Below are 12424 nucleotides of genomic sequence, written 5' to 3'. Positions count from 1 at the left end.
AAAATAAAAATAAAATCAAAGAAAACCCTGTGCGGGGCCCCCTGCGGGGGCCCCGCACTTTTTTGATTGTTCGTGTTGCAAACTAAAAAATTATTAAAAAGGAGAAACAATGAAAGTCATTAAGGCAGGAAAAATCATTACCTTAAAAGGTAATGAAACCCTTGAAAACAGATATATAGTGGTTGAGGATGGAATAATACAGGACATTACAACCTCAAAGCCTTCTGCTAAAGAAATTATAGATGCAGAGAGGCTTGTCATTATTCCATCCTTTATTGACCCCGCAACCCAAATAGGCCTTGCAGAAGAAGGTGCAGGATTCAACTATTACGATTCCGATGAGGCCACATCTCCATCCCTTCCATTTTTAAGAAGCCTTGATGCTTTTTATCCAAAAGACCTCGGAATAAAGGATGCGGCAAAAGGCGGTGTCTCCTACTTTGTCTCATCACCGGGAGATTCTGCAGTTTTTTCAGGTCTTGAAGGGGTGTTTGCCTGCAAAGGTAATTTTGCCGACGAGATGGTAAGATTATTTCCGTCTGCGCTCAAGCTAAATATGAATTACAGCTCTCGAATTCGATGGAGATCAGAAGGAAAATATCCTTCAACGAAGATGGGACTCATTGCCCTGATTCGGGAAAAGTTCGAGAAGTCAAAAAACTATGAAAGGAAGAAAGAAAAGGAAAAGGACCTGGAAATGGAAACACTGCTTAAAGCTTTACACAGGGAACTACCCGTCAAAGTCTCTGTCAATACGAGAGACGAAATCGAAAAAGCCATTGAATTAAAAAGGGAATACGGCATTAACATTATTCTTCAGGAAGCAGAAGACTCCTTCCAGGTTGCAGACCTCATAAAAAAAGAAGAAATTCCCGTCATTGCAGGGCCTTACTTTATCGCTGGTAGGCTTTACCACCAGAGAAACCATTATGTTAAGAATCTCTACCCTTTGTACGAAAAAGGTGTTGTCTTCGCTCTAACCACCTTCCACCCAACGGTTCCAGTTCATCTACTCTACCACCAGTCTGTACTTCTTGTAAAGGTAGGAATCTCTGAACTCGACGCACTGCGGACAATATCCACCAACCCTGCTAAAATCTTAGGTCTTGATAAAGAGACGGGTACCATTGAAAAGGGTAAAAAAGCAAACCTCGTCTTCCTCTCCGATGAACCCTTTACAAAAAAATCAGACGTAGTAGGCCATATGTTAGAAGGAGAAATGGTATGGAAAAACTTTTAATTATAAAAGGCGGCAAAATTTTTACAATGGAGGGTGCTCCCCTCAATGGCGGTTATTTAATCATAAAAAATGGAAAAATTGAAGATGTTACTGAAAGGATGGAAATACCGAATGGTGCTCAGGTTATAGACGCAACAGGCAAACACATCTATCCCGGATTTATTGATATCCATACCCACACGGGGCTTTGGGAAGAGGGAGTTAATATCGAAGGTTCTGACGGAAATGAGGCAACAGACCCCGTTACTCCACATGTTAGAGCAATAGACGGCATCAATTTCCACGACGACGGCTTCAAAGAAGCTGTTTCCTCCGGAGTCACGACAGTCAACATAATGCCCGGTAGTGCCAACGTAATAGGTGGTCAGGGAGTTGCCACGAAGACGACAGGGCAAATTCTCCTTAATCCATCAGGAATCAAAATGGCGCTCGGTGAAAACCCAAAAAGAGTTTATGCTTCTCAGAAGAAAATGCCCTCCACAAGGCTTGGAAATGCTGCCATACTGAGAAAAGCCCTTCTCGACACCCTTAATTACATTGAAAAGAAAAAGAAAGACAAAAAGGCCTTTGATTTTAAACTTGAACCTCTGGTGGGGCTTTTTGAGGGCAAATATCCTGCTCGGATTCACTCCCACAGGGAAGATGACATCCTCACCGCCCTGAGAATAATGAAGGAATTTGGGATAAAATTTGTAATAGAACACTCCACCGAAGGTCACTTTATAGCCGAGATTCTTGCGAAGGAAGAAGTACCTTGTGCCCTTGGCCCTACTATTACCACGAGGATAAAACAGGAACTTAAATTCAGGACTCCCGAAACCGCGAGGATATATGAAGAAAAGGGGGTTCTCTTTGCTTTCACCACCGATTTTCCCGTTCTTCCCCATTATGGTCTCTTCTACTCGGCGCAAATAGCTGTAAGGCATGGACTTTCCGAAGAAACCGCATTAAAAGCCTTAACTATAAACGGTGCAAAGATCCTCGGCCTTGACCACAAAATCGGCAGCTTAAAGAAGGGTAAGGATGCAGACATCGTAATCACCGATAGAGAAATCTTTGACCCGAGATTCCTCGTGATGACGACCATTGTTGACGGTAAGATCGTGTACGATCATAAAACAAGAGATGATCTTTACATTTAGGAGGCCTTGATGATCGTCCTTATTGGTGGGAAAATCTTCACCGGCGAGGAATTTATAGAAAATGGAGCAATCTTTATCGAAAATGGAAAAATCGTGAAAGTTTTAAGAAGGAAACGCCTGCCTGCTAATGTTGAAGTCATAGATCTTAAAGGGAAATACATTCTCCCGGGGTTCATAGATCCCCACACCCACATTGGAATGAGAGACGAAGGGGCTCCAAGGGAGTATTCCGATGTTAACGAAGCAACAGACCCCGCAACTCCTCACCTCTATGCTTTGGATGCTTACAATCCTCTGGACCCAGCCGTTGACAAGGCCTTAAGAAGTGGGATTACGACCGTTTTTATAACCCCAGGAAGCGCAAACCCTATAGGCGGGGTAGGCTCAGTCATAAAACTTAAAAACGCTCCCATTTCTGAAATCGTAGTGAAAAAAGAAGCAGGCTTAAAGATGGCGCTGGGAGAAAATCCCAAGCTCACTTACAGGGAAAAGAAGTCCTTTCCTTCCACAAGAATGGCTACTGCCGCAATTATAAGGGAATGGTTCACAAAGGCAAAAAGATATGGTGAAGAAAAGAAAAGGAAGGAAAAAGACCCAAAGCTCGAAAACATTTTAAAAGTACTAAGAAAAGAAATTCCTTGCAGAATCCACTGCCACTCTGTTCAGGACATAGAAACTGCACTCAGACTCAAAGAAGAATTTGGATTTGAGATGATACTGGAGCATGCCAGCGACGCACCCCTTATCGTAGAAAAGCTCAAAGGAAAAGTTAAAGGAATAGTTGTAGGTCCCCTTTTTGGCGTAAGTTCAAAACCCGAATCAAAAAACCTAAGTTTTGAAAACCCTGCTCGATTATCAGCCCACGGAATACCTATCGCCATAACATCCGATCACCCCTTCAATGCTATATACCACCTTAACCTTTATGCCGCCATGAGCTTCAAAGAGGGCCTGGACGAAATCACAGCCCTCAAGGCAATTACATCAACTCCCGCTGAATTTCTCGGAGTTTCAGATAGAGTGGGATACATCAAAAAAGGTTATGACGCGGACATTGTGGTTTTCAGTGGTCATCCCTTCGATATAATGTCAAGGGTTGAAATGGTCTTTATTGATGGAGTAAGAGTCGTTTAAAATGATTGTCCTCGGCATAGAAACCTCCTGTGATGAAACAGCGGTAGGAATTGTCAACAACGAATACCAGGTGCTGGTTAACCTTTCAAAAACCCATCTTGAGCACAGCATTTTTGGAGGAGTGGTCCCTGAAATTGCCTCAAGGATGCACACCAAACTACTACTCCCTATGACAGAAGAAGCCCTGAAGAAAGCTAATCTTACCCTCAATGACATTGATGGGATAGCGGTTACCCATGGTCCTGGTCTTGTTGGGTCTCTCCTCGTGGGACTCGCCTTTGCTAAATCATTGGCATACTTTTACGAAAAACCCTTCGTGGGAGTTAATCACTTAGAGGCCCACATGTTTTCCTTATTCCTTAACAAAAAACTTCCTGAAGAGCCCTACCTTTTCCTCATCGTAAGTGGCGGTCATACAGAACTTGTACTAATGAAAAACCCCGGTGAATACAAGTTTCTCGGTGGTACCGTAGACGACGCAGCGGGTGAAGCCCTTGACAAATTCGCCAAGATGGTGGGGCTACCATACCCCGGTGGACCACACATTGACAAACTCTCTCAAACTGGGGACCCCGGTTTTCACCGTTTTCCAAGAGCAAAGGTGGATGGCTTAAACTTCAGCTTCAGCGGTCTAAAAACATCAGCCCTTTACCTTATAAAAGAGAAGGGGGAACAATTCGTGAAGGAAAACCTCAGCAACCTTTGTGCTTCCTACCAAGAAGCAGTAGTAGATATGTTGCTTGAAAAGGTTAAAACCGCTATCGAACAGACGGGAGTAAAAAATCTTGGAGTTGTAGGCGGAGTGAGCATGAATTCAAGGCTTAGAAAGGTTTTCAGCGAAGAACTAAAGAATATTAGGGTTGAATTCCCAGAACCTCAGTATACCGTGGATAACGGAACCATGATTGCGGCGGTAGGTCTTTTTTATCTTGAAAAAGGCAAAAGAGACGGATTCGATCTACCTGCGGATCCTTCACTAATCTTCAGCTAAAGGCCGAACCTCTTATAAACTTCGTCAACATTTCTGAGAAAATTGGTCTTAAAAATCTCGTCAATTTCCTTAGGTGTGAATATTTTGCCGAGTTCCGCATCGGATAAAACCATCTCTTTCAAACTCACACCTTCATCAAAGGATCTGTGGGATACCCTCTTAATAATCTCATATGCATCCTTTCTCGGAAACCCCTTTCTCACAAGGGCAAGAAGAAGGGCTTGGGAATAGTAAAAATCGCCGTACTTTCTAAGATTCTCCTCAATTTTCTCCCTGTTTACTACGATACCCTCAATAATTCCCTTCATCAACCTGATTACATAAAAGAGAGTACAAATGGCATCTTCAAAAATGTATCTTTCATTGGAAGAGTGGGAAATATCCCTTTCGTGCCAGAGTGGAATGTTCTCAAGGGCGGGAATTAGATACCCTCTCAAAAGTCTGGCAAGGCCACAAATTCTCTCAGACTTTATGGGATTCCTCTTGTGGGGCATAGCGGAAGAACCCCTTTGACCTTTGCCAAAAGGTTCCATGATCTCATTAACCTCGGTCCTTTGAAGAAGCCTTATTTCGGTGGCAAACCTCTCAAGGGAAGAAGCAAGGATTGCAAGCTGTGACATCATAAAGGCATGCCTGTCCCTCGGGACGATTTGTGTGGATACCTTTTCTGGTTTTAAATTAAGCCTTTTTAGAATCTTTTCCTCAATTTCTGGCGAAAGATAAACATAGTTACCTACAGCACCGGAAATCTTACCCACGGAAATTTCCCTTAGAGCCAGTTCCAACCGATTTTTTGCCCTTAAAAGTTCTGAGTAAAAGTACAGGAATTTAAGGCCAAGGCTCGTCGGTTCCGCAAAAACCCCGTGAGTTCTTCCCATGATAGGAAGATACTTGTATTCAACCGCTTTCTTCTTTACTTCTTCAATGAACCCATCAAGTTCAGTAATAAGTTTCTCTATTGCCTCTTTAAGTACCAATGCATTGGCAGTATCCACTACATCGCTTGAAGTAAGGCCATAGTGGAGATAACGTCCCTTTTCCCCGACTTTCTCCTCAAGGGCCATTAGGAAGGCAATTACATCGTGGTCCACTTCTTTTTCAATCTCCTTAGCTCGCTTTGCAAATTCCGCAAAGTCAATATCCTTTACCTTTTCTGCGACTTCTTCATAACTTCCTGGCGGGATTACACCTTCCTCCTCCAGAACCTTAAGGTGGGTCAACTCGATTTCGACCCACTTTTTGTACTTATTCTCCTCCTTAAAAACTTCCCTTATTTCCGGAATTGAATATCTCTCAATCATTGAAACACCATCCTGTAATCAAATTTAATTTCCAGTGGGTTGTGAAAAACCCCATCAGGGTTCATATACCTGAAAAAAAGCGGCAACTTTTTCCTCTCAATCCAGCGAACGGAACCTCTGATCTTTGCCATCTCTTTAAGTTTTTCTCTTGCAAAAAACTCGTCTCCAACAGTATCCACAAGACCCGCCTTAAAGGCATCATTACCTGTCAAAACTCTACCATCGGCAATTTCCAAAACCTCATCCCTTTCAATGTTTCTACTCCTCGCAACCACGTCAACAAAGTTGTTATACCCCTGCTCAATAATATTCTGCAAAATTCTTCGTTCTTCATCGGAAATTTCCTTAAACGGCGATGCAATATCCTTCGCCTTTCCTGATTTTATAACCACAAACTCAACCCCGATCTTATCGAGAAGTCCTTTGACCACCGGGTATTCAATAATCGTTCCTATTGAACCAGTTAAGCTAAGGGGATGAGATACAATATAGTCGGACGCACATGCTATATAATATCCCCCAGATGCAGCAACGCTCCCAAGGTAAGCAACTACGGGCCTCCTGCTCTCCTTAAATCTAAGGATACTTCTGTATATCTCATCGGAAGGAACAATTCCGCCACCAGGCGAATTTATAATCACAAGCAAGCCTTTTACACTTGGGTTTTTAGAATATCCATCGATTTCCCTTACCACTTCCTTCGAACTTGAAATGGTTCCACTGATCCTTACGACAGCCAGACCTTGTTCAAGACCGGTAATTGCAAAACTTGCAATTACATAAACTATTCCAATTCCAATTAAAAGCCACAACCACCATCTCCTCTTCATAATGTCTAAATTTTAACTTCTTCCAGCTTAACAATCAAAGAATTATCAAATCCCCAAAGGGTGAGGAATTCACCATTTAAAGTGAGAAAAGTGAAATAGCGTAGCCAATCGCCGGGATTTCCATAAATTTTATTACCATAGCGATTGATAATTGGTTTGTGAAAATGGGCCGTGATTACGATATCAAAATTACTTAAAAGCTCCTCTATTTTTTTGAAATTCTCCCTCTTCAAGGGTCTGGCAGAAGAACGCCTCCTTGACCACTCGGAGATTTTCCTTGCAATGGCATAAATTAAGTTGCAAGGTAACAATTTCATCAAACTTTGCCACAGGGGGAGGCTTATGAAACTCCTCGTAACCCTACCTTTAAAGGATAACAGGTCACCGTGGGTAAAAAAAATACTTTTGCCGCGTCTTTCCATAATTAAATCGCGGGAAATAATCTTAACCCCAATCTGCTCCAATTTATGCATTGGAAAAAAATCGTGGTTCCCCTGTATATAAAAAACGGTGGTAGTCCCGGCAAGCTGTTTAAAGACTGAAAGATAATAACCGTAAACTTCTTCAACCTTTTCAGGGCACTCAAAGTAAAAGTCAAAAATATCACCGAGAAATATAACAGCATCAAGTTCTTTAAAATTCTCAAATATGAGATTGAGCTTACTTAACTTCTCCTCCCTTCCTATTCCGATGTGTAAATCACCCAGAACGAGAATCACAAAGTAAGTATAAGGAACACTAAGGGAACTAAAAAGTACCGGAAGATTCTTTTCACTTACTAAACAAACAAAACCCTTGACAGGTTGCGCATAAAAAGATATAATCTTAATATGGTCAGGCTTTTAATTTTTTTATCATTAATAGGAGGGGTAAAAAAAATGGACAAAAAAGTCCTGATGATCATTGCCCATGAAAACTTCCGCGATGAGGAACTCTTTACGCCAAAGCAGATATTCGAGAAAAACGGCGTAAAAGTGACGATAGCCTCAACCGATACCACACCAGCAAAGGGAATGCTGGGCGCATTTGTAAAGCCTGATGTGAAGGTTCATGATGAAGACTTCTCCAAATACGATGCAGTTATCCTTGTTGGGGGAATGGGATCACCGGTTTATTGGGATGATAAGAAACTGCATGAGAAACTCCTAAAATACTTCGAAGATGAATCAAAAATTCTTGCTGCCATATGCCTTGCCCCAGGAACCCTTGCAAGGGCAGGACTCCTTAAAGGTAAAAAGGCAACCATCTGGAAATCAGCTTCCGAAGAAATAACAAAAGGTGGAGGAACATACACTGGCAAGTCCGTTGAAAGGGATGGTAGAATTATAACAGGAAACGGCCCCGACGCCGCAAAGCAGTTTGCTGAAGAGATTCTGAAAGCATTGCAGGGCAAGTAAAAATCTCACTCAGTGAAAAGCACAGAGAATTTTGCAGAGTTAGGATATCCTTATCAAAAATGGGTAGAGTATTCAATATAGTCGCCAATATCAATCGCTTTTCAATTATAAGGATTTAACATGGATTTTGAAAGCTGGATAAAAAACGTTGAGTCTAACGAGAGGAAACTTCGCCTTTATAACCTTCACAAAAAGTATTTCATACTCAGCAGATTCTCCACAGTGATTGATATGGTCATCGTCATTGTTGTAGCAGTTTTAGCAGCCAAATCTCTGGGACTCTTTTCATCCCAAACACATGGATTTAAATCACTCCTTATGCTGGTAGTTTCCATGGTTTTAACTTATTTTATCTTCATTTCAATACCGCTCTTTCTATTTTCGCGTACAATTGGTCTTCTAATAACGGGACTTAAAGCAGTATCTTCTAAAACCCTATCGGCTCCCTCACTCACCGAAACTTTTTACTACATTGGCCAGGACAAAAGATACCAGAAAAATTACCCTATTTACATTTTCCTTGTGCCTGCTAATATAAAAATATAAGCTTAATAGATCTTTTCTGCTGAGCTACTTACCTTTCTTATTAGCGTAGTAAATGGCCTGTATTATCCCACCAAAAAGGATAAAAGAAACCACAATCAAAACAATTATTCCCTGCCAATTCATTTAATAACTCCTTTTCGTTTTACGAGTTGTTAAATATATTGACAGAATCAAGAAAACTCCTAAAACTATCCAGCCTCCTAAGGCTTCAGCAAGACGAGGATAACCTCCGTAAGGTTCCCTAATTCTGTCCCTAAGAGCAGATACGAAAATTAAAAGGGAAGACACAGGCACTATAAACTTTACAGACACATTCCACCACTTTCCTATTGAGCGCTCAGAAACCGAGTTAGCAAATTGTCTCATATCTTCTGCACCATAAAGCCAGCCTATTACAAGACTCTCTAAAAGGGCCACCGTGAAGAGCCCAAAGTGGTTCATAAAATAATCCACGATATCGAGCCAATAAAGCCCTGCCCCAGTGGTGTAGAAAATACCAATGAGGAAAGCCACCAAAGCAACCCCAATATTCGCGAATTCCCTTTTAGTACCAAATTTGTCCATCAGAGCAGCGACAAAAGCCTCAACTAAAGAAAATGCAGAATCAATGGCAAGGGTTAAGAGCATCAAAAAGAATAAAACTCCAAAAAACGGAGAAAGTGGAAGCTTTGAAATAATAGTGGGATAGGTTACGAAGGCCAGTTCGGGACCACTTTTCATTACCTCCGAAACCGCTACACCCTGAAGGTTTGCGTAATAGCCAAGGGTAGAAAATACTGCAAAGCCCGCAACAAAAGCGGTTGCGGCATCAGCCAAGGCAATAAGAATTGCATTATTCACCACATCGGAACCCTCGGGCAAGAAGCTCGCATAGGCAATCATAACTCCAAAGCCAACGGTCAAAGAGAAAAATACCTGCGATATCGCCGCGTGCCAGAGTGCCGGGTTCAGGAGCTCTTTCCAATCTGGTGTCAGGTAGTAATTCACACCCTGAATTGCACCAGGCAAAGTTAACCCCCTGATCACAAAAATTAGCAAAAGAAGCCAGGGCATTGTAACAGTAACATAAACCACCTTGCCAACCGTCTTTGCCCCTTTCCAGATGGAAAGGACAATCCATATCCAGCTGAATAATAAGCCCATAACAATAGGCCAGCTAATTTTACCCAGATTAAACACACTATTTGTTAGCCCAAGAACCTTTTGGTAGAAAAACTCCCTCGTGTTCTCACCCCAGGCTGTCTTGAGTGAATAAAAGAGATAATCAAAGGACCACCCCATTATCACAGAGTAGTAGGTTACAATACCAAACCCAACGAGAACAGCAAACCAGCCAAGCCACTCAAAATTGATAGAAATCTTTCTCTCTTTACTCAACTTTCCAAAAGAATAGGGAGCAGAACCTTTAAACCTGTAACCTATGGAAAATTCAAGAAGAAGCATAGGTATACCTATTAAGATCAAGACTATGATGTAGGCAACGAGGAAAGCCCCTCCACCAAATTTATAGGCAATATATGGGAATCTCCATATATTACCAAGTCCGATAGCAGATCCAATAGCGGCGAGAACAAAAGATATCCTCCCACCCCATTTTGGTTCTTCCATAACACCTCCTTTGCTTGCAATAGGGTGAAAACAATATAATGGTTCACATATGTAATTTCAAGCAAAGGCAATAGATGGCAAAGCAGAAATTACGCAAAGAAATTTCTGCTGCAATTTGGAAGAAACCTTTCAAGTTTTTGAAAAAGCCTAAATTTATTCTCAAACTTCGAATTTTTACTTATTGGATTCTCTGTCAATACATTATAATATTTCAACCTATGCAACTTTTCGTTTTGTTAATTTTTACACGCCTTATGATACTCCATGCTGGTTCACTATCGGCGATGATGGACGAACTATCAAAAAGATTCAAAGAGGAGACAAGCATAGAAATCGTGCGAAGGGCGGGCGGAAGCCTTTTCCTTACCAATCTGATAAAGGAAAAGAGGGCGGAATGGGATATTTTTTTCTCTGCTGACTTTAACCTCCTTCAGGATATTAAGGGAACCTTTTGTGATACAATTTATCCCTTTGCCTCCAACGAGATGGTTCTTGCTTACACAGATAAGAGTATATACAGCAAAGAGATTAACGAGAAAAATTGGATTCAGATATTAACAAGAAAAAACGTCCGGATCGGAAGATCAAACCCGGAACTGGACCCCTGCGGTTATAGAGCCCTTTTGGTACTGGAAATCCTGAAAATCAGGTACGGCAAGGAGACAGTAGACAAAATCCTTAATAACTCTTCGGAAAAAAACGTGAGGCCAAAGGCTTCTGAGGTCGCAAACCTCTTAGAAATGGGTGAGCTGGATTATGCTTTTTTATACTTAAACGAAGCACTTACGAGAAAATTGCATTACATTGAACTTGGTGATTCCCTTAATTTCGGAAACCCTGAACTTCAGGATTATTATAAGCAATTTTCCATAACCCTGAAGAATGGAAAAGTAATTCACGGAGATCCCATTGTATATGGCTTTTGCATTAACAGAAAATCAAAAAAGACAAAGGAAATAAGAAGCTTCCTTGAATTCTGGAAAAAATATGGAAAGGACCTTACAAAAAAGTACAACTTTAAAAGCTTGCAATAATTTGATATCAGCTATTTTAGAAAAAACGGTATTATTCTCCGGGCACAGGTCAAATTCAATGCAGTAGGCTTGTGATTCTGAATAAGATTTACTTGCGACTTTAACTCTTGACTTTCCATCTATATGCAATTATAATATATGTGCAATGAGAAAAAGATGGGGCAGATGCTGGCATGAAATGGAAGCTGAAGGCCTTCAACCAGGATTTTTACTGGAAGGCCTCATATTGAAATTTCTGTCGCAAAATCCGCTGCACGGATACGAAATCTTCACCAAGATTGAGGAACTTTTTCCCGAAATACCATCTTTCCGTGGACTCGTGATGAGAGGCGTGGGTTATAGAATACTTAGAGTGATGGAGGAAATGGGTCTTATTACTTCAGAGTGGGATGTTTCTGGCGGTCCTGCGAGGAGAGTATACAAAATAACCGAACAGGGCCTTAAAGCCCTGGATTATTTCATTAACAACATTGAATTACTTAAAAGCACTCTGGAAAAAATTACAAATTTTTTAAAACAGGAGGTGTAACATGTACGGAGCAGGATATGGATGGTATCCGGGTGGTGGATGGTACCCAGGCCGTGGCCCAGGATGGGGATGGGGCCGAGGATGGGCCTATCCCGGATTTGTTCGTCCCCGCGGATGGTGCTGGAGGTATCTCTTTAACGAAAAAGAATATCTTCAAGCTGAGAAAGAGGCTTTGGAAAAGTACCTTGAGATAATTAGAGGAAGGCTCGAAGAACTACAAAGGGAGAGTGATCAGGAGAAAAAATTATGAAGATAGCCATCGCTTCAGATGACGGCAAAAACCTTTCTATGCACTTCGGAAGGGCAAAGGGGTTTGTAATAGCAGAAGTAGAAAATAACGAAGTAAAATCCGTAAACTTTGTCCCAAACTCAGAACCCTGCAACGAACACGGTAATTGTGAACACCACGGAGAACATCACTCCAGAAGGTCCAAACATGAGAGAATTATTGAGGCTCTTAAAGGTGTTGACATCGTAATTTCCGGTGGAATGGGAGCCAGTATATACGAAGAACTGAAATCGGCGGGAAAACAAGTTTACGTAACCGACCAAGTGGATGTAATGGAATCTATAAAACTGTATCTTGAAGGTAAACTACCTCACATAGAGGAACTCCTGCACTGAAATTCATTGATTAATCCAACAGGGCGAGGCCGACGCTGAAGCGTCGGC

Annotated in this window: 14 protein-coding genes; 10 read left to right on the top strand and 4 right to left on the bottom strand. The window is 41.6% G+C overall.

The window, feature by feature from the left end:
* Nucleotides 1-109: 109 nt before the first annotated feature.
* The 4 genes from QMD82_08155 to tsaD are packed head-to-tail and all read left to right on the top strand — an operon-like array spanning nt 110 to nt 4507.
* Complete coding sequence (locus QMD82_08155; GenBank protein ID MDI6851888.1) at nt 110-1240, top strand: amidohydrolase family protein; 1131 nt, start codon at nt 110-112, stop codon at nt 1238-1240.
* Entirely contained in the window at nt 1225-2382 is a 1158-nt protein-coding gene (locus QMD82_08150) for an amidohydrolase (GenBank protein ID MDI6851887.1), read from the top strand. The genes QMD82_08155 and QMD82_08150 overlap by 16 nt, the downstream gene beginning before the upstream one ends.
* Before the next feature lie 9 nt (nt 2383-2391).
* Nucleotides 2392-3516: an amidohydrolase gene (locus QMD82_08145; GenBank protein ID MDI6851886.1), complete on the top strand. Its 1125-nt coding sequence runs from the start codon at nt 2392-2394 to the stop codon at nt 3514-3516.
* Between the two features lies 1 nt (nt 3517).
* Nucleotides 3518-4507, top strand: coding sequence for a tRNA (adenosine(37)-N6)-threonylcarbamoyltransferase complex transferase subunit TsaD (gene tsaD / locus QMD82_08140; protein MDI6851885.1), 990 nt, complete (start codon nt 3518-3520; stop codon nt 4505-4507).
* On the opposite strand, the gene purB is transcribed toward tsaD, so the two are convergent.
* From purB to QMD82_08125, 3 genes are read right to left on the bottom strand one after another with little or no spacing between them, the layout of a single operon-like run.
* On the bottom strand, nt 4504-5808 hold the full coding sequence (gene purB / locus QMD82_08135; protein ID MDI6851884.1) for an adenylosuccinate lyase: 1305 nt from the start codon (nt 5806-5808) through the stop codon (nt 4504-4506). The genes tsaD and purB overlap by 4 nt on opposite strands.
* Complete coding sequence (gene sppA / locus QMD82_08130) at nt 5805-6638, bottom strand: signal peptide peptidase SppA (GenBank protein ID MDI6851883.1); 834 nt, start codon at nt 6636-6638, stop codon at nt 5805-5807. The genes purB and sppA overlap by 4 nt, the downstream gene beginning before the upstream one ends.
* A gap of 5 nt (nt 6639-6643) precedes the next feature.
* Nucleotides 6644-7357 (bottom strand): UDP-2,3-diacylglucosamine diphosphatase, encoded by a 714-nt coding sequence (locus QMD82_08125; GenBank protein MDI6851882.1) that lies wholly within the window; start codon nt 7355-7357, stop codon nt 6644-6646.
* A gap of 159 nt (nt 7358-7516) precedes the next feature.
* Here QMD82_08125 and QMD82_08120 point away from each other — a divergent pair, with 159 nt between their 5' ends.
* Together QMD82_08120 and QMD82_08115 are read left to right on the top strand one after the other, a co-directional pair.
* Nucleotides 7517-8035 carry a DJ-1/PfpI family protein gene (locus QMD82_08120; protein MDI6851881.1) on the top strand — a complete coding sequence of 173 codons (519 nt, stop codon included), beginning with the start codon at nt 7517-7519 and terminating at the stop codon, nt 8033-8035.
* 120 nt (nt 8036-8155) lie between these two features.
* Nucleotides 8156-8581: an RDD family protein gene (locus QMD82_08115; protein MDI6851880.1), complete on the top strand. Its 426-nt coding sequence runs from the start codon at nt 8156-8158 to the stop codon at nt 8579-8581.
* A 123-nt stretch (nt 8582-8704) separates the two neighbouring features.
* Here QMD82_08115 and QMD82_08110 read toward each other — a convergent pair whose 3' ends face one another.
* Entirely contained in the window at nt 8705-10189 is a 1485-nt protein-coding gene (locus QMD82_08110; protein MDI6851879.1) for a sodium-dependent transporter, read from the bottom strand.
* Between the two features lie 218 nt (nt 10190-10407).
* Here QMD82_08110 and QMD82_08105 point away from each other — a divergent pair, with 218 nt between their 5' ends.
* The 4 genes from QMD82_08105 to QMD82_08090 all read left to right on the top strand — a co-directional run bounded on the left by QMD82_08105 (nt 10408) and on the right by QMD82_08090 (nt 12376).
* Nucleotides 10408-11223, top strand: a complete 816-nt coding sequence (locus QMD82_08105) for an extracellular solute-binding protein (protein MDI6851878.1) — start codon at nt 10408-10410, stop codon at nt 11221-11223.
* A 145-nt stretch (nt 11224-11368) separates the two neighbouring features.
* Nucleotides 11369-11752 carry a PadR family transcriptional regulator gene (locus QMD82_08100; GenBank protein ID MDI6851877.1) on the top strand — a complete coding sequence of 128 codons (384 nt, stop codon included), beginning with the start codon at nt 11369-11371 and terminating at the stop codon, nt 11750-11752.
* Nucleotide 11753: 1 nt separating this feature from the next.
* Nucleotides 11754-12002, top strand: a complete 249-nt coding sequence (locus QMD82_08095) for a DUF5320 domain-containing protein (GenBank protein MDI6851876.1) — start codon at nt 11754-11756, stop codon at nt 12000-12002.
* Nucleotides 11999-12376, top strand: a complete 378-nt coding sequence (locus QMD82_08090) for a NifB/NifX family molybdenum-iron cluster-binding protein (GenBank protein MDI6851875.1) — start codon at nt 11999-12001, stop codon at nt 12374-12376. Before QMD82_08095 ends, QMD82_08090 begins: the two co-directional genes overlap by 4 nt.
* Nucleotides 12377-12424 lie beyond the last annotated feature (48 nt).

The sequence above is a fragment of the bacterium genome (genome assembly GCA_030019025.1).
In the GTDB taxonomy this organism is placed as follows: Bacteria; Hydrothermota; Hydrothermia; order UBA1063; family UBA1063; genus UBA1063.
Note: the sequence above shows the minus strand (reverse complement) of the source record. Positions and strands in the feature narration are given on the sequence as shown.